Annotated in this window: 18 protein-coding genes; 9 read left to right on the top strand and 9 right to left on the bottom strand. The window is 51.4% G+C overall.

Going from position 1 to position 17,808, the window contains the following annotated elements; genetic code table 11:
- Positions 1 to 157: 157 nt before the first annotated feature.
- Positions 158 to 889: a GntR family transcriptional regulator gene (locus OCT58_RS06100; RefSeq protein ID WP_267201994.1), complete on the bottom strand. Its 732-nt coding sequence runs from the start codon at positions 887 to 889 to the stop codon at positions 158 to 160.
- 132 nt (positions 890 to 1,021) lie between these two features.
- Between OCT58_RS06100 and ybaK the strand changes: the two genes are divergently transcribed.
- The 4 genes from ybaK to OCT58_RS06080 all read left to right on the top strand — a co-directional run bounded on the left by ybaK (position 1,022) and on the right by OCT58_RS06080 (position 5,094).
- Complete coding sequence (gene ybaK / locus OCT58_RS06095) at positions 1,022 to 1,534, top strand: Cys-tRNA(Pro) deacylase (protein WP_267201993.1); 513 nt, start codon at positions 1,022 to 1,024, stop codon at positions 1,532 to 1,534.
- A 69-nt stretch (positions 1,535 to 1,603) separates the two neighbouring features.
- Positions 1,604 to 3,037, top strand: a complete 1,434-nt coding sequence (locus OCT58_RS06090) for a C69 family dipeptidase (RefSeq protein WP_267201992.1) — start codon at positions 1,604 to 1,606, stop codon at positions 3,035 to 3,037.
- 104 nt (positions 3,038 to 3,141) lie between these two features.
- Positions 3,142 to 3,981, top strand: a complete 840-nt coding sequence (locus tag OCT58_RS06085) for a TIM barrel protein (RefSeq protein WP_267201991.1) — start codon at positions 3,142 to 3,144, stop codon at positions 3,979 to 3,981.
- Between the two features lie 3 nt (positions 3,982 to 3,984).
- The gene (locus OCT58_RS06080; protein WP_267201990.1) at positions 3,985 to 5,094 is read left to right on the top strand and encodes an AI-2E family transporter; all 1,110 of its coding nucleotides are present in this window, start codon (positions 3,985 to 3,987) and stop codon (positions 5,092 to 5,094) included.
- Between the two features lie 50 nt (positions 5,095 to 5,144).
- Here the strand turns inward: OCT58_RS06080 and OCT58_RS06075 are convergent, their stop codons facing one another.
- The 6 genes from OCT58_RS06075 to OCT58_RS06050 all read right to left on the bottom strand — a co-directional run bounded on the left by OCT58_RS06075 (position 5,145) and on the right by OCT58_RS06050 (position 9,045).
- Positions 5,145 to 5,774 carry a pyridoxamine 5'-phosphate oxidase family protein gene (locus tag OCT58_RS06075; RefSeq protein ID WP_267201989.1) on the bottom strand — a complete coding sequence of 210 codons (630 nt, stop codon included), beginning with the start codon at positions 5,772 to 5,774 and terminating at the stop codon, positions 5,145 to 5,147.
- 24 nt (positions 5,775 to 5,798) lie between these two features.
- A complete protein-coding gene (locus OCT58_RS06070; protein WP_267201995.1) occupies positions 5,799 to 6,527 on the bottom strand; it encodes a B3/B4 domain-containing protein in 729 nt (242 codons plus the stop codon).
- Positions 6,528 to 6,543: 16 nt separating this feature from the next.
- Positions 6,544 to 6,996, bottom strand: a complete 453-nt coding sequence (locus OCT58_RS06065; protein WP_267201988.1) for a MarR family winged helix-turn-helix transcriptional regulator — start codon at positions 6,994 to 6,996, stop codon at positions 6,544 to 6,546.
- 95 nt (positions 6,997 to 7,091) lie between these two features.
- The gene (locus tag OCT58_RS06060; RefSeq protein WP_267201987.1) at positions 7,092 to 7,625 is read right to left on the bottom strand and encodes a DUF1836 domain-containing protein; all 534 of its coding nucleotides are present in this window, start codon (positions 7,623 to 7,625) and stop codon (positions 7,092 to 7,094) included.
- Between the two features lie 9 nt (positions 7,626 to 7,634).
- Positions 7,635 to 8,168, bottom strand: a complete 534-nt coding sequence (locus OCT58_RS06055) for an NAD(P)H-binding protein (protein ID WP_267201986.1) — start codon at positions 8,166 to 8,168, stop codon at positions 7,635 to 7,637.
- A 10-nt stretch (positions 8,169 to 8,178) separates the two neighbouring features.
- Positions 8,179 to 9,045: a multidrug ABC transporter ATPase gene (locus OCT58_RS06050; protein ID WP_267201985.1), complete on the bottom strand. Its 867-nt coding sequence runs from the start codon at positions 9,043 to 9,045 to the stop codon at positions 8,179 to 8,181.
- Positions 9,046 to 9,226: 181 nt separating this feature from the next.
- Between OCT58_RS06050 and nrdI the strand changes: the two genes are divergently transcribed.
- A complete protein-coding gene (gene nrdI / locus OCT58_RS06045; RefSeq protein WP_267201984.1) occupies positions 9,227 to 9,691 on the top strand; it encodes a class Ib ribonucleoside-diphosphate reductase assembly flavoprotein NrdI in 465 nt (154 codons plus the stop codon).
- 50 nt (positions 9,692 to 9,741) lie between these two features.
- On the opposite strand, the gene OCT58_RS06040 is transcribed toward nrdI, so the two are convergent.
- Positions 9,742 to 10,185, bottom strand: a complete 444-nt coding sequence (locus tag OCT58_RS06040) for a VOC family protein (RefSeq protein WP_267201983.1) — start codon at positions 10,183 to 10,185, stop codon at positions 9,742 to 9,744.
- A 255-nt stretch (positions 10,186 to 10,440) separates the two neighbouring features.
- Between OCT58_RS06040 and OCT58_RS06035 the strand changes: the two genes are divergently transcribed.
- The 4 genes from OCT58_RS06035 (at position 10,441) to OCT58_RS06020 (ending at position 17,190) form a co-directional block, all read left to right on the top strand.
- Positions 10,441 to 11,613: a CynX/NimT family MFS transporter gene (locus tag OCT58_RS06035; RefSeq protein ID WP_267201982.1), complete on the top strand. Its 1,173-nt coding sequence runs from the start codon at positions 10,441 to 10,443 to the stop codon at positions 11,611 to 11,613.
- A gap of 257 nt (positions 11,614 to 11,870) precedes the next feature.
- The gene (gene zwf, locus OCT58_RS06030; RefSeq protein WP_267201981.1) at positions 11,871 to 13,352 is read left to right on the top strand and encodes a glucose-6-phosphate dehydrogenase; all 1,482 of its coding nucleotides are present in this window, start codon (positions 11,871 to 11,873) and stop codon (positions 13,350 to 13,352) included.
- 140 nt (positions 13,353 to 13,492) lie between these two features.
- Positions 13,493 to 14,929, top strand: coding sequence for an NADP-dependent phosphogluconate dehydrogenase (gene gnd / locus OCT58_RS06025; RefSeq protein ID WP_267201980.1), 1,437 nt, complete (start codon positions 13,493 to 13,495; stop codon positions 14,927 to 14,929).
- 296 nt (positions 14,930 to 15,225) lie between these two features.
- Entirely contained in the window at positions 15,226 to 17,190 is a 1,965-nt protein-coding gene (locus OCT58_RS06020) for a sugar MFS transporter (protein WP_267201979.1), read from the top strand.
- A gap of 86 nt (positions 17,191 to 17,276) precedes the next feature.
- Here OCT58_RS06020 and OCT58_RS06015 read toward each other — a convergent pair whose 3' ends face one another.
- Positions 17,277 to 17,789 (bottom strand): MerR family transcriptional regulator, encoded by a 513-nt coding sequence (locus OCT58_RS06015; protein ID WP_267201978.1) that lies wholly within the window; start codon positions 17,787 to 17,789, stop codon positions 17,277 to 17,279.
- Between the last annotated feature and the right edge of the window lie 19 nt (positions 17,790 to 17,808).

Below are 17,808 nucleotides of genomic sequence, written 5' to 3'. Positions count from 1 at the left end.
TGATAAAATAGTGGTGCTCATCAAGGTCCTTCTTTCTAATGGATTGTACGGTAACACCATTAAAGACCTTGATGGGTTTTTCTGTCCACTTAAATGTTCAACTTAAATTTTACAATCTGCCATATACTATAGCTTAGTAAACGGCTTTCCCCACCCACTACTTTTCCTGATCCAGGTTTACAAAGGTGCTGTACTTCATATAACGGTAGTGAATCCGCATGTTGGAAACTTCAAAGGGCGTGCCATCATCTAAGAAAAAGACCCCACCCATGATACCCACCGGTTCGGTCGGCTGCAGTTTCAAGAGCTCTTGGTCTTGCTGGTCCGACGGAGCAACGCTAATCGTCATGAAGGACTTGGTAACCCGCTTGCCCTTACTCTCCTCCAAATAGTTGAAGATCGAGTTGTCCACGATCGTCGGCGAGAGGGTCGGCACGATTTTAATCGGGATAAAGCCCGTTTCAATCATGAAAGGCTGCTGGTCAATCAACCGCAACCGTTTGATTTGATAGACAAAATCGTTATCATTGAGGAAGAGTTCCTCTTGAATATCCGCGCTGGCGGGCACCACCTGATAGTCTAACAGCTTAATGCTTTGCTTTTTGCCATCAAGCTGGAAGCTATCCGTGACCCCCAGATTGTTACCTTCGTAGTGGAAGAGCGACTGGTTCTTGAGATAGAGCGGGTTAATAAAGGTCCCCGACCCTCGCTTTTTGAAGATGATCCCCTGCTGTGCCAAAACACCTAGGGCCCGCTTGACGGAACTACGGCTCACCCCATATGTCTCGCTGAGGGTCCGCTCATCCGGGAGTCGCATCCCCGGATATTCATCTTTGAGAATTTTTTGTTTTATATCACGCATCACAGAGCGATATACTAAGTCTGCCATGTAATTCAGCTCCTTGGGCCAATTTACTCTCTAATTACTTTCAACTTCTAGTATAACAGACCTATCAAAAATTGGTACCTTGGCAGCAAAAATTGGTCCGTTCCAGTGCTTTTAAAGAAAGGATGCAAAAAATTGAGTAAGAAAAATAAGAAGAGCAAATTAAAGAAGACCCAGGTCGAACAGATCCTCGACAAGAACAAGGTGTCCTACCAGCAATTCGAATTCCCAACCCACCAGGATGGCGACGTGCGGACAATGACGGTCGATCATCTCGACATCGACGAGCACCATATCTATAAGACCCTGGTCCTCTCCGGCAATGTCACCGGGCCCCTGGTCGGCGTTATTCCAATCGACAATCACCTCGACGAAAAAAAGCTTGCCAAAGTGTCCGGCAATAAGAAGGTCGACATGGTCCCGTTAAAGAACCTGTTGAAAACAACCGGTTACGTCCACGGCGCCAATACCCCGGTCGGGATTTACGAAAAGCACCACTACCCGATCTTCATCGACAGCGTCGCCCGAGAGCAGGGTGAGATCTACGTTTCCTCCGGCAAGATCGGCCGCTCGGTCAAGGTCAATGCCGAAGATCTAGCCCAATTAGTGCACGCCAAATTTGCCGACTTGGAACAAAAAGAGGGGTAATTGACCCACCATCTGCCGCGGTTATAAAATAGAAAAGTAACATTGAACTTTAGAAAGGTCTTGAACAAATTGAAGAAAAACCTATCTGCCTGCACGACCGTTCTGGCCGGGAAAGAAGCCACCATTGATGGTTCAACCATGGCTGCCCGGAACGACGATACCTTTGGGCCATTAGACCCCCAGCGCTTCGTCACCTATCCGGCCTACCACAATCACCCCAACCAGGTGAAAGCCTACCTCAACAAGTGCGTCATCGACCGTCCTGCTGATGGCTACCGCTACCAGGGAACGCCGAACGTCAACTACGAGACTGAAGGGGTCTACGACGAGAGCGGCTTCAACGAGAAGAACGTCGGCATGTCCGCCACGGAAAGTGTCTACGCCAACGAACGCGCCCTGGCCTGTGATCCGCTAAACACGGAGAGTGGGATCAATGAGGACCTGATCGTTGCCGCCACCCTGCCATTCATCGACAGCGCCAGGGACGGGGTTGCCTATCTGGGCCAACTGGTCAAGAAGTATGGTTCCGCCGAAGGTAACGGGGTGATCTTCTCCGATAAGAATGATGTCTGGTACATGGAAATCGTCACCGGTCACCACTGGGTTGCCGAGCGGATTCCGGACGATGCCTACGCCGTTACCGGAAACCGGATTGCCATCCAACAAGTCGACTTCGATGACACCGACAACTTTATGTGGTCCGATGGGATTCAAGAATTTGTCGAGAGCAACCACCTCAACCCCGACAAGCATGGCTGGGACTTCCGCCACATCTTTGGGACAGCCAATGTATTCGACCAACACTACAACACGCCACGGCAATGGTACGGTCACAAGGTGCTGAACCCAAGCATCGAACAGGACCCACTCGACTTCGACCTGCCATTCATCATGCGGACCGATCACAAGATCACTCTGGAAGATGTTGAGCAGATCCTCAGCAGCCACTACCAAGGTACGCCATACGATCCGCTGGGCCACGGTACCGAGGAACAAAAGCACCTCTTCCGGCCAATCTCTTTGAACCGGACCCAGAACTCCCACGTTCTGCAAGTCCGCAATGACCTGCCGGAAGCGGCCTCTACGATCATGTGGATGAGCTTCGGGATCCCAACCTTTACGCCGTACGTCCCATTCTTCGGCAATGCCGACGACATCGATGTTTCCTACCGGGAGACGCCAAAGGAACTCGACATGGATCTGAAGAGCGCCTACTGGATGTACCGGGCCCTCTCAATGATCGTCGAATCCCACCACGCCGAATTCGCCCAAGAAGACCTTGACTACTTAAAGGACGCCCGGGAATACTTCTACCGGTGGGTCAACCAGGTTGCACCGCAAGTCGAGGGCATGGATGCTAGTCAGGCCAGTGCGTTCCTGAGCGCGGAAACCCACAAGATGGTTGCCGAAATGGCCAAGCGGACCAAGAGCTTAATGGCTAAGCTGATCATGCACGGTCTGGACCTTTCGAAGCTAACTTTCGTCATTGACAAGAACCTTTAATTAAGCCCAATGTTAAAAGACGGTTGCCACGGTAACCGTCTTTTTCTATTCCGAATAAAGTCTGCTATGATAGACATAATTAAGGATTAAAGGAGATCTTCATTATGTATCAGCCAATGCTTGGTCTAAAGGGCAGTAGCGATCGCGTCCAGATCGACGACCGTTTGCAGCACGATCCCGTCGTCTACGAATTTTTCACCGCTGCGAACGACTTCACGCCCGACGGCTATCGGCACCTCTACGATGCCGTCCAGTACGTGCAATCGCAAGGCATTCAGCACATCGTTCTTCACCACCCGATGAAGTTTCACGGGCACCATTCCGACGTCGTTGCCCCGGAAAAGGACTACCCGGACCTGTACCGCTTCATTGAGAACACAACCGAGCAGTTGATTCGCCTGGGTCATGATCTCCACGTGCAGATTCTTGTCCACGGGGGCTACTCGGGGCCCGAGGTTGAACACATGGTGGACCTCTACCCAAACGTCCATGCGGCCCGGCAAGCCGTTTACGACCGCCTTGATCGTTTTGCCGATGAAGGGGGCGAGCAGATTATGTTTGAAAACTCCATCGCCCCAGTCTTTGCCTATGGTCATCCCGACCAGGAAGATGAAATCCTGGCCCATCACTACCGACTGGCCTTTGACACCTCACACTGCTTCATCGAACTCCACGGTGACAATGCCGGTTTGCAGAAATCGCTCCGCCACCTGGCTCCGGCCGTCGTCCACTACCACCTCGTCGACTCACTGGGCCAGACCCACGATAGCCTGCAGCTCGGCACTGGTAAGATCAACTGGAACGCTGTCTTGCCCCTGCTCAACCCAAATGCCACTAGCATCTACGAGATTAACCTCCACGATCAGACCAATTGCCGCGAACAGTTGGCCAGTCACGCCTACCTGACCCGGGTGTTTGACCAGCTCCAGTCCAAAAGGGGGTAGCCAATGAACCTGCACATCGACCGGCGCCATCTCTCACTGATCCTGGCTCTCTTTTTGCTTTACCTAGCAATTACCTATTGGAAGACGGTCGCCAAATTTATCCAGACCATTTGTTCCGCCGCCATGCCCTTGGTAATCGGCTGCGTGATTGCCTACATCGTCAACCTCCTCCTGCGCCAGTACGAACACCTTTACCTACGGATCTTTCCCCAGCCCCGTGCCCGGCGCTTCAAGCGGGTCTTTGGAATTGTTTTTTCCTACCTGTCGATCATTGTGATCGTCGCCCTGGTAATCCGGCTGGTCATCCCCGAATTGGTCAGCTGCATCCGCCTACTTTTCTCCAGTCATAGCCAGTCGGTCAACAAGATCGTCAGCTTCGTCCAGCAGAATGGTCTCTTTAAGAACGTCTGGAAGCACCTTGACCTTGAGCACTTGGATTGGCAAAAGACCAGCAAGCTGCTCGGCTTTGGGGTCGGGGGCACGATGAAGAAAATCGTGGCGACCGCCTCTTCGGTTGTCACGACGACCACCAAAGCCGTCATCGCAATCTTCTTCTCGATCTACCTGCTGATCTATAAGGAAAAGTTGGCTCGCCAGTTCTATCAAGTCATGGATACCTACTTTGGTAAGATCAAGCGGCCCTTCATGCACATTGTAAAAACCTTTGACGAAAGCTACAGCAGCTACATCGTTGGCCAGTGCAAAGACGCCGCCATCCTAGGGGTCGCCTGCTTCGTGGGGATGCAGGTGCTGCGGATGCCGTACGCCTCCATGATCGGCGTTGTCACCTTCTTTGGCGCCCTGATTCCGATCGTCGGCGCCATCCTGGGGGCCGGGATCGGAGTCGTCCTGATCTTCGCCGTTTCCCCCGTCAAGTCGCTGATTTTCTTGATCTTCATCATCGTCCTTCAGCAATCCGACAACCGGATCACCTATCCCCTGGTGGTCGGCAAGAGCATCGGCCTGCCGAGCGTCTGGGTCTTCGCCGCCGTCATCGTCGGTGGGGGTATTTCTGGGATCCTCGGAATGATGCTGACGGTGCCACTCTTCGCCGCCATCTATAAGCTGGTCGCCGAGGATATTGGGCGTCGCCGTCTTGCGAAAATGGAATAAAAACAAAAAGCTGTGCGAGAAATTTGAACATTCTCGCGCAGCTTTTATGTTCAGTCTTGTTGTGAAGCGCTGGTGGTCGCATCCGGGGCACCGAACTGATCTAAATCCAGCTTTGCCGAGTCATCCTTAACCACGGCCCCGTGTTCGTAGTGCTTGCCGTAACGCTGCTTGACTGGCAATCCCAGCGCCGTGGACCATTCCGGCATCGGATTGTGGATTCGCCCGGTAATGTTTTGCACTTCAATCGCCCAGATAGCAACATGCTGCAGGTCGGTCTGCGAAATGGCAACCGGCAGTTCGTTGACGTAGTGGTGCAAGAGTACCCGAGCCGCAACCAGCTTTTCCTGCGGAGCGGTCAGGCGGCGGGGAATCCCATTGCCGATCACCGACATGAAGGAGGGGCCAAACGCGCTGGCCCGCGGTGGCGTATAAATCAGGTTCTGATGACCACCGTCTGCTTCCAGGCCAATCAACTTGCCACGATCGAGGGCCGCAGCCTTTTCACCGTCCCCGGTGCCGTGAATGTAGATCGTATATTGACCATCAACGCCTTCCTGATAGCCGTAATGAACCGGCACCACATAGTTACCACGCTCGTTGGTCAACCCCAGATGAAGGATCTTACATTGGTCCAGGATCCAGGAAATCTTGGCATGGTCATAAATCACGTCATTGCGCATCGTGCCGCCCCCCCTTCTAGAAGCTTAGCGCAGTTCTTCTGGAACCACGGCTTCGGGCGCGTCCTTCGTCAGGTGGTAAACCGGCGTCGTTTCAACGCCAAAGTATTTAGTGATCAGTTTGCTCAGCTCGTCCATCGCTTCGTTGGCGTGCGGAATCTGTTCCTTGTTCACGGACTCGATGACGGCAACGACCTTGGTTGAATCTTCCGTCAGCATCGTCCGCTGGGCATCACGCCAGTTTAGGCACCGGCAAACGGCACCTTCGTCATCATACCAGCAAACCTCGCCGGGGAGGGTTGGCTCATCTTTGTCGGCACCGACCGGACGAAAGGCCTGACCGCCCTCGACCTTACCCAGGTGCATCGTTCCCTGGATCTTGTCCCGATCTTCCATGCCGACCGGCACCCCGTAAGACAGGGAAATACTGTTATAAACGTCCACCATCGGGTCAATTGGTTCAAACTTGTGGCCCTGGTTGGCACGCTTCAGCAGGGCTTCGACCGAGGCCCGAGCTCCCTTCTTCTTCTTGAACTGCTGGTAAGCCTTCCGCCACTGGTCAATGACCGGGTTCAGCCGGAAAGTCTCGTTGGTCAGAAACTGGCCGGCCTCCTTCGTTGCATTTGCTAACAATTTGCGACGGTCGTCCAGATTCTGGTCGGTGTCGTGGTTATCAATTCCGCTTGCGTACAGGATGTTCACCTGGCCGTCCGGGAACAGTTCAAAAAAGCTGGGATCAACGACTACTTTATCCATCATAATAAAAAACCTCCTAGTACTTTCGTTTACCACCATGCTTAACCAGGTCCCAGTCGCCATCAATGTTGTGGCGAATTCGGACCAGGTAGTCATGGACCTGCTGTGCTTCTTCATCGCTAAAGCCACGCAATGCCACCGCGTTCGAATGCTGATTTTCGCGGATGATGAAGGGATAAATATCCTTGCCCTTCTGGGTGACATACAGGCGCTTGATCTTCTTATTTTCAGGATCGCTGCGCCGCTCAATGAAGCCCTTGTCCGCCAATTTTTTAACGGCGCGGGCAATGGTGGTGCGATCAACCTTTATCAAGTTCGACAGTTGCTCGGAGATGATGCCCGGATGCTCGTAAATGCGCACAACGTAGAGGTACTGTCCCCGCGCTAAGCCAATCTGCTTAAACTCAATATTCGACATTGAATCCAATGCGCGCTCGATCATCCCGACTTCCCTTAAAATATCGATCATGGTAAAAATCTCTCCTCGTTCATTATCTTATCACTTTTTGTTGCAATTACAATAAAAAACTTAAAATAAAAGAGCTGGCACTGTGCCGCTCCTTTTTAGCCCTTCTCCACATCTAAGGGCTGCTGGTGATCGTGCATCTCGGCAAAGATGTGCTTAGCCTTCAAATGGGCAAGCACCGCTTGAATGGCTGCTTCCATCAGTGCTTGGCTGGCCGGATCAATTTGATCGGCAGCCGATTCAACCGGCTGCTCAGCCAGGATCGTCTCAAGAATCGTTGCAAAATGCTCGTAGGCCTGTTGCGGATAGGTGCTGATCGTCACCTGGGCGATACCAGCCCGGATATCGTCGATACTAAAACTGACCTTGAAGAAGCCGATCAATAAAAGATCGACCAGTTGGTTCACCGCATACTTCTTTTTTACCGGGGCCTGGATGACCTTCTTCTTGACGTAGTTGTTAACCATCGCCTTGGTCAGGGGCTCAACATCAAAGGCGGCCAGCTGTTCATTGACCACGGTCACCACCTGGTCAACGTAAAGGCCAAGGCTGGGAAGCTCCTTCCACCGTGGCAGACGAATGTCTTGGAGTTGTTTTTGCCATTGCCGGTAATTAGTTAGTTTTCTTTCCATGTTTTTCCCTCATTTCGTTTTTGGCATGACACCAATCGAATGGTTGTCGTAACGGGAAGTAGTCAGGGCTGTCTGCAAAACGGCGGCCAGCGTTTGATCGCCAATCTGCTCGCCTGTCATTTTCTGTCCCTCGTCGACGATTTGGAGCGGACTCTTCCCCTCAACGATTGGCAGGGAGCGAACCACAACATAGGGCAGTTCCAGCTCGTCGATCATCTTGACGGCGTACTGGTGGGCCCAGACCGCTTGCTGAGCATGCTTGTCGTACCAGTGCTTCACCTGGTTAAGGTTGGCGTCATCGGCCGTGCCAGCGATCGACAGCATCACAATCTTTTGTGGTGCAAAGACAGCCCGGTCAATTGCCGCGGCAAGGTCCTGCACCTCATCATCAACCGGCTCATTGACCGTTGGCAGCCAGCAAAGCAGATCCCCCGCCTGAAAATCAATTTCAAAGTTGCTGGTGACCACCGCTGAATACGTGTTTTCCATCAACAGCCGGGCGAGCCGGTCGTGCCGGTGGCTTACAATTACAATTCTTGCCATCAAATCCTCCTTAGTAGGCCATCAACTCATCTTCAACCGAGGCATCCTCAATCCGGACATCCGTGATCGTACTCTGCTCCAAAAGCGGCAGGAGGGCCTGAATATTGCCGGTGTAGAGGAACCGGGTCTCGTTTGGGGCCTCCTCAAGCATATGCGCTCCCATCTTCACCGCCAGTTCCACCGGGAGACCCGTCCCGGTGACCGTCACCGTGCAATCAACCCCGTCGCTAGCACGCAGGGCCCGGGCCGAGGTTAGTCGACTGCCGTTGAAGTAGTAAATCACGTCAGCAAAACGCATCATTGTCGAAACGTCGGTGCTCGTAAATAGGACCAGTGAATTCGTCTTTTGAACATAATCACGAAGCAGATTGCCGATGGTCAGTCGGGCGTCCTCCGGCAAGATGTCTAAACCGTCCTGGAGCAGCACAATCGGCCGACGCAGGGCCAGCAAAACGGCCAATTTTAGTTTTTGTTGCTGAACCGCATCAAGATCGGCCAACCGGGCGTCCATTTGAACCCCCAATGACTGGGCCAGCTGCTCGGTGGCTGCTTGTGACAGAGCGTTGTCTTGGTGCCGTAAGGCCTTTTTAATTGCCTTGTTGACCTGACGTCCCCGCAGATCGATTTCTGCAAGGCTGGCGATATTGTCAGCATAGTGTCGTTTTTGGTGCGAAACATCCTGGTCGTTGACCGCTGCGCTGCCATCTAGTACCTTACCAGTCCCGGCGAGAAGCTGTTCAAGCGCATTGGGCGCCCCCTGATCATCGCTACAAATTGCAACCATTTGCGGTGACGTTAACTCTAGTGAAACTCCTTCGAGCTGATCTCCCGATTTGGCTTCAAATGTAACGTCATTTAAAACAATTCTGCTCAACATTTGCTCCCCCTACTGTACACGTTCTTACTTATAATTTTATCATTTTCTGACCGTGGGCAAAGGGGCTTTCGCCATTTTTAGCTAATTTGGGTAGCTGTTGGAATCATAATTGCTGATCCAAGTGTTGTATAATTAGGAGAGCTCAATCCAGCAACCGATAAATTAAAAGGAAGAATTAGCAATGGCACCAATAAACATCATCTACATTTCACTCGAAGGCAATACCCGCGCTTTTCTAAACCAACTAAGTGAGTATGCCAAGCAGCAGCATACCTTTAACGCTGACAATCCACTGATCACCACCAAGGAAATCAGCGATCAAACCATTCCCGCCAAAGAGGAAAAGCCCTTCTTCGTCTTTGTTCCGACTTATCTAACTGGTGGAAACGGCATTGACTCTGGCTACACCGAAATCATGACCAATGCCCTCGGCGAATACATTGCGGACGGTAACAACGCTGCTATGTGCCTGGGAGTCGTCGGCAGCGGTAACCGCAACTTCAACGAGCAGTACTGTCTGACCGCGCGGATGTATGCGCACCGCTTCAACGCTCCATTTTTGGCCGACTATGAACTGCGCGGTACTTCTCGAGATGCCGAGCGAATCTACGCCATCCTCAAGAAGCGCTGGGCAGAATTCAATTAAAAAACAAGGGAATGGATTGGCCGAGCGCCCCCCATTCCCTTGTTTTTTAATTATTGTTCCGGTAAATCGTAATCAGTGGTGATCAACCAGGTGATCCCGTACTTATCAACCACCTGCCCCATCTGGCTGCCAAACATCCAATCACCAAACGGCACCGTCACCCGCTGATCCTCGGACTGCGCCAGCTGATTAAACAGCTGCCGGGCCTGACTAGGGTCGTCGGTAAAACTAAGCATGATCGACACCAAGCTCGACGTCTGGGGAGTCCCCATCGTAGCATCGGCACAGATAAACTTCTGCCCAGCAATGGTAAATTCGCCACGCAGGGTTGTCTTTTCCAGGTGCTCCCGATCAGTCGGCATCCCCAGGCTCTCCGCCTGCTGCTCATTTAATGATTGATGATAGGTGATTTCCGCCCCAAATTCACGGACATAGTAGTCCATGGCTTCCTTGGCATTTTCGAATGTGAGGTACGGGTATATTTTTGCCGTCATGTTTTTCCTCCGTCTCAAACTTCTTGTTCGATTATATGGTTTTCGCCAAGTGGCGTCAAATCCACTCACGACGGTCATCCCCAATTTCAGGCTGCCTTTTTCGGCAAAACTGACAGTCAAAAAATCCCCACCAGGCGGGCAAGGACGCTCCCTCTCATCGTTATTTAATCGGGATTTGCCAGACATTATGCTATAATAAAATTGTTTAATTTAGTTTAAGGTTTTACCTAATCCCACTAAGAAAGGACGAATCTCGTGAAAAAAATTAAAAATCACAGCCCGTTGCTCCTGCTCGGGCTGCTCCTCCTCGGTGTCTGCATGCGTATGCCGATCACTGCAATTCCTTCAGTTGTCAAGGAAATCGCTGCTACCTTCAATGTCGCCCCAACTAGCCTGGGGATTTTGACGACCATCCCGCTGCTCTGCTTCGGACTGCTTTCCGCACTGGTCTCCTCGACCGCTCAGCGCCTGGGGAACGAGTTGACATTGGAAATCGCCATGATTTTGATGTTTATCGGTTCCTACCTGCGAATCATCAATTTCACCTGGCTGATCTTGGGAACGGCACTGGTCGGCATTGCCATCACCTGCATCAACGTCCTCCTGCCGGCCATCATCGCCGACAAGTACCCGGACAAGATCGGGAGCGTCACCGGGATGTACAACACCGCAATGACCCTCTTCGCTGCGATCGGGGCCTACGCGATCACCCCGATTACTCATCAGAGCTCCTGGCAAACTGCGGTCACGATCATCAGCGCCATCGCTTTGATCACCGCCATCGTCTGGCTGCCAAACTTAAAGTACAACGAGCGAGTCGCGAACACGGCCGCTACCCAGGAAACTAAGGGGACCAACATGTGGAAGAACATGAACGCCTGGTGGCTTTTGCTCTTCTTCGGTGGGCAATGCTTTGTCTTCTACAGTATCGTCGCCTGGCTGCCTTCCATTGCCATGGACGCCGGCCTGTCCAGTAACCAGGCTAGTCTGATCGCCGGCCTGCTCCAGCTCTTCTCGATCCCGTTCGCCTTCCTGATTCCGGTGATTGCCACCAGAATGACCAATCGCCAACCAATCATGCTTTTTGCGGGGATCGTTTCCATGCTGGGCACGCTAATGATGTTCTTCCATGTCGGCTCTTTTGCCTACTTCTGCATCGTTGCCCTGCTCCTGGGGGCCGGAACTACGACGACCTTTGTTTTAGCCATGACCCTCTTTGGTCTCAAGACGAAGAACGCCACCGACACCCGGAGCCTGTCGGGGATGGTTCAATCCGTCGGCTATCTGATCTCGGCACTGGGACCGATCGTGGTCGGCAACCTGAACGCGCAGACGCACGGTTGGTTTGCCAGCCTGGTTGTAATCATGATTGCCGCTCTCTTCTTCACCGTCTGTGGAGTCCTGGCGGAACGGCACCAATATATTTAACATTTACCTAGGGACTGTCGCATAAGTTCGGCAGTCCTTTTTTGATATCCAAATTTTAGTAAACAATTTTGTTCTAGACCAATAAATGACAAGCGGTTAGCAAATCACGATCATGACGCTTTTTCCCCCTCCTATTCCATTTCTGGCCCGCCTGACAAATCTGCGCAAACGGTTTCTTTTTTAGTGCAGAAGCGCCCTGAAGAGTATATAATTGAAGCGTTATAGAATTTCTGAATTTTCAGAAGGAGTGAACATTTTTGGCTACAGAAAATAAAGCTGTCATTACGTTATTTGGGGCAACCGGTGATTTAGCTAAACGGAAGCTGTACACGGCTCTCTTCAAGCTCTACCAAAAGGGCTACTTGGCTGACCACTTTGCATTGCTCGGTACCTCTCGTCACGAATACAGTGATGAAGAATTCCAACAACTTGTTCGTGATTCCATCAAGGATGTTGAAGAAACCCGTTCAGGCGAAGCAGAAGACTTCTCAACGCACTTCTTCTACAAGGCACACGACGTCACTAAGCCTGAACACTACACTGCCTTAAAGGAACGGATTGTTGAACTCGACAAGCAATTCGGCACCGAAGGCAATCGTCTTTTCTACATGTCCATGGCACCACAGTTCTTTGGTACTATCGCCATGAACCTGAAGAAGCAAGATCTCTTAAGCGACGACGGCTTCAACCGGCTGGTTATCGAAAAGCCATTCGGTCGGGACTTCGACTCCGCTAAGAAGCTGAACGACGAATTGTCCAAGACCTTCGACGAAAACCAAATCTTCCGGATTGACCACTACCTGGGCAAGGAAATGGTTCAAAACATCCAAGCACTGCGGTTTGGTAACACGATCATCGAATCTCTTTGGAACAACCGTTACATCGATAACATCCAGGTAACCCTGAGTGAAAAGCTGGGTGTTGAAGAGCGGGCCGGCTACTATGACAATTCCGGCGCCCTGCGTGACATGGTTCAGAACCACATCATGCAGATCGTTGCTCAGTTGGCAATGGAACAGCCTGTTTCCTTCACCGACTCCGATGTTCGGGTTGAAAAGATCAAGGCCCTGCGTTCTCTGCGGGTTTACACTCCATCTGAAGCCGCAGCTAACTTTGTTCGTGGCCAATACGACGCCGGTAACGGCACGGAAGCTTACCGTGACGCTGACGGGGTTGACCCAGAATCCGGTACTGAAACCTTCGTTGCTGCCAAGCTTCTGTTTGACAACTACCGCTGGTCAGGAGTACCGTTCTACGTTCGGACTGGTAAGAAGTTAGCCGACAAGTTCACCCGGATCGACGTTGTCTTCAAGAAGCCACTGATCGACATCTTTGCCGACCCACGTCACGAAAGCGACCAATCCCTGAACTCCAACGTTCTGACGATCTACGTTGAACCAAAGTCCGGTTTCGGTCTCCAACTGAACGCCAAGCGCGCCGGCCAAGGTTTTGTTACGCAGCCAGTTGAACTGTCTCATCTGCAAAGCGACACCGACAAGAAGGAAGCACCTGAACCGTACGAACGGCTCTTCCACGATGCTCTGGAAGGTAACCACACCAACTTTGCTTCATGGGCCGAAATTGCCTACGCATGGAAGTTCGTGGATGTTATCCGCAAACTCTGGGACATCGAAAAGCCACAGTTCCCTAACTACACGCCTGGTTCCATGGGCCCAGCCGCTTCTGACGAGTTGCTTGCCCGTGATGGCCGGAAGTGGGTTTACCAACTTAACCACTAAAAATAATCAAAAAGCTTTAAGGCTGCAAAGTCTTAAAGCTTTTTGATATTGAATGGTTTTCAATTGCAGTATTTGACTGATTTGCTATAATGGTAACTGTGAAACAGCTCACAAGTTTTTATATGAGGAGAGTGACTTGAATGTCTGATCAAAAAGCACAAATTGGTGTTGTTGGTTTAGCTGTCATGGGAAAGAACCTCGCTCTGAATATTGAGAGTCGCGGTTTTACTGTTGGTGTTTACAACCGGCACCGTAACCGGACCGACGAAATGATGAAGGACCACAGCGATAAAAAGCTGGTCCCAAGCTACACGATTGAAGATTTCGTCGCTTCACTGGAAAAGCCACGGCGGATCCTGATGATGGTCAAGGCTGGGAAGCCTACCGACGCCGTCATCGATGAACTGCTGCCGCTGCTTGACAAGGGTGACGTCCTGATTGATGGTGGGAACACCAACTTCCACGACACGATGGCCCGGAACGCCAAGCTTGATAAGTCCGGCATTAACTTCATCGGCATGGGTGTTTCCGGTGGTGAACTTGGTGCTCTCCACGGCCCAGCCCTGATGCCTGGTGGCCAAAAGGAAGCCTACGACTTGGTTGAACCAATCCTGACACAAATTGCTGCCAAGGCCGAAGAAGACGGCAAGCCATGCGTTACCTATGTTGGTCCAAACGGGGCTGGTCACTACGTTAAGATGGTCCACAACGGGATTGAATACGGTGACGAAGAGCTGATCGACGAAAGTTACAACATCATGCGAAACGTCTTAAAGATGCCAGTCGATGACATTGCCAAGACCTTCGCAGAATGGAACAAGGGTGAACTGTCATCCTACCTGGTTGACATCACCGCCGACATTCTGACTCGTAAGGACGACCTTGGTGACGACAAGTCCAAGCCAATCGTCGACATGATCCTCGACCGGGGTGCCAACAAGGGGACCGGGAAGTGGAGTTCCGAAACGGCCCTTGACGGTGGCGCACCACAATCCGTGATCACCGAAGCCGTTTACGCTCGTTACATCTCAATGATGAAGGACGAGCGGGTAGCCGCAAGCAAGGAACTGCCTGAGGTCACCGAAGATGTTTCTATCGCCGACAAGCAGGAAATGATCGAAAAGATTCGGGAAGCCCTCTACTTCGGTAAGGTGATGTCCTATGCTCAAGGATTTGAACAGATGCGGATTGACTCCGAGCGTTACAACTGGAACCTCAAGATGGGTGAATTAGCCCAGATTTGGCGTGCCGGCTGCATCATTCGGGCCCAATTCCTGCAAAACATCACCGATGCCTTCGACAAGAACCCTGACCTGAAGAACCTGCTCTTGGACGACTACTTCAAGGACATCACCAAGAAGTACCAGCAGGCAATTCGGGACGTGGTTTCCCTGGCAATCAAGGCCGGTGTTCCTGTTCCAGCCCTTTCTGCCGCTATTTCCTACTACGACTCCTACCGGGCAAAGGTTCTGCCTGCCAACTTACTGCAAGCTCAGCGTGACTACTTCGGTGCTCACACCTACGAACGGGTTGACCGCCCAGGTAACTACCACTACAGCTGGTACGAAGAACAATAATTAAATTGTAAGCAAGGCTTAAATTGGCAACCGTCGATGCGACGGTTGCCTTTTTTATTCTAAAATTTTACTAATTTGGTTTTACAAAACACCCTCCACTTTTCGCACCGCTGACCGTCAAAGGAGAGAAAGAACCGCTTTGCCAAACAGTTTGAAGCCAATGTGCATAATTGAACTAGACAGATGATCTGATTTCTCGTAAAACTTTACTAAAAAAGCATTGACATATTTATTGAAAGCGCTTAACATTACACTTGTAAGTTACATCAAAGTTGTTGCAGAAAAGAGGAGTCAATATGGACAATAGTTCAAAGAGCACTGAACACGTTGGCCGTGCACGATTCGCCTACTCGATGGGTGCCTTCGGGCATGATGCCTTCTACGCATTGCTCTCAACTTACTTTATTATGTTCGTTACCGGTCACTTGTTTAACTCTGGTAACAAAGCCTTCAATGACCACATGGTCTTAATAGTTACGACCATCATTGCCGTACTGCGGATTATCGAATTGTTAATCGACCCAATGATTGGTAACGCCATTGACCGGACCAATACCAAGTGGGGTAAATTCAAGCCGTGGGTTGTCGGCGGTGGGATTATCTCCGCTGTCATCCTGGCTGCACTGTTCACGAACCTCGGCGGACTTAACGTTAAGAGCCCTTATTTATACCTTGTACTGTTCGCCGTTCTGTACATCATCATGGATATCTTCTACTCCTTCAATGATGTTGGTTTCTGGTCAATGCTGCCAGCCCTGTCATTCAACTCCCACGAACGTGACAAGATTGCTACCTTCGCCCGGGTTGGTTCAACTGCCGGTGCCCAGATTGTTACGCTGGTCATCATGCCAGTCGTTCTGTTCTTCTCCGTTCACCAAAACGGTGGGACCGGTGACGACCGTGGTTGGTTCATCTTTGCCGCCATCGTTGCCGCTGTTGCCGCCATCACCGCGATCGGTGTTGGTCTTGGTACTCACGAACAGAAGTCACTGCTTCGTGAAAACAAGGAACAGACGAAGCTGAAAGATGTCTTCAAGATCCTGATTAAGAACGACCAACTGTTCTCAATCGCCATGTCCTACCTGTTCTACACTACTGGTATCACGCTGGTTAACAGTATGGAAACCTACTACTTCACCTACATTCTGGGTGATTCTCGTGCCCTGTCCATCCTGGGTGGTCTGAACACGATCGTTGGTATCATTTCCGTCTTAACCTTCCCACTGTTCACTAACAAGATCAGTCGGCGGAAGCTCTTCTACGGTGCCGTTGCACTGCTGGCTGTTGGTCTGCTGATCTTCGCCTTTGCTGGTCAGTCACTTGTTCTGGTCCTGATCGGTGCCGAATTATTCTTCATTCCACAGCCACTGGTATTCCTGGTTGTCCTGATGACGATTACCGACTCAGTTGAATATGGTCAGCTGAAGCTTGGTCACCGTGATGAATCGTTAACTCTTTCTGTTCGTCCACTGCTCGATAAGTTCGCCGGTGCCGTTTCTGGTTGGATCATCGGTCCTACGGCTATTGCTGCCGGGATGACCGCTGGTGCCACCGCCAAGACGCTGACCGCTTCCGGAATTATGAAGTTCAAGATGGTGATGTTCTTAGCTCCTGCCATCATGATCATCATCTCCGTTTTGATCTTCGCCAAGAAGGTTAAGCTGGATGAAAAGATGCACGCCAAGATCGTTGCTGAACTGGAACAAACTTGGGGGAAGCAATTCGCCAACGGCGGCAATGCCGAAAGCGACAACGCTGAAGAAGCACAACCTGCTCCACAGCCAGGCGTTACTGAAATCCCAGCCCCAGTTGCTGGTAGCTTAGTGGCACTCAAGGATGTTAAGGACCCTGCCTTTGCCAACGGCAGCATGGGTCAAGGATTTGCCCTGAAGCCATCCGATGGTAAGGTCTATGCACCATTTGCCGGGACTGTTCGGGCAACCTTCTCCACGAAGCACGCGGTTGGTCTGGTTTCCGACAGCGGCGTTGCTCTCCTGATCCACGTCGGTATTGACACTGTTCAGCTGCACGGTACTGGTTTCGTTACCTACTTCGACAAGGGTCAACACGTCGAAAAGGGTGATGAACTGATGGAATTCTGGGACCCAACCATCAAGAAGGCTGGTCTCGATGACACCGTCATCGTTACCGTCACTAACAGCGAAGAGTTTGACTTCGAACTGGAGAAGCAAGCCGGTGAAGAAGTCACCTCGAAGGACAATGTTTTGAAGGTCACCAAGAAGGACCTGGAAAACAAGTAATTGTCCCTGCTAACAAATTTGAAGAGGACTTAGCCCTCAACTAAAAAAGACTCGCTCGGGAGAAAATCTCGAACGGGTCTTTTTGATTAGGCCTGCTGCTTAGCCGCGTAGTTCTTTTGGTAATCGGTCAGTTCCTTGATGTCGTGGCACTTCGCCAGGGCCGCCTGGTATTGCTCGTGAATGTCTGGATCGATCCGCTCGCCCTCAGCGGTTTGGGTCATGTGGATCTCCTCGGTCCCCGCCTCCAGAGCCGTCTTGAAGTACCACATCTTATAGTGAAGGAAGTCTTGCTGGGCCTTGAGCTCCGCGATCTGCTTGGCAACCGCCTGCTCCTCCCTGGCCAGGAGCTCGTAACGTTCCTCTAAGGTGATGTCACCTTCCATGCAGAGGTCGATGAAGTGGCGGATTTCACTGATCGTCATTCCGCACTTCTTCATGCACTCAATCACTTCCAGGAAGTTGAGATCGTTGTCCTTGAAGGAGCGCCGGCCGGCCTCATCGCGGTCAACAAAGGGCAGCAGCCCCTTCTTATCATAGAAACGGAGGGTTGAGATTGGTACGTCCATCTTTTTTGCCACATCACCAATTGAATATCTCATAAAAAAATCCGTCCTTCCC

The sequence above is a fragment of the Limosilactobacillus kribbianus genome, from assembly GCF_026413145.1.
GTDB classification, from domain to species: domain Bacteria; phylum Bacillota; class Bacilli; order Lactobacillales; family Lactobacillaceae; genus Limosilactobacillus; species Limosilactobacillus kribbianus.
The sequence above is the reverse complement of the archived record's forward strand: the minus strand, read 5'-3'. Positions and strand labels throughout refer to the sequence as shown.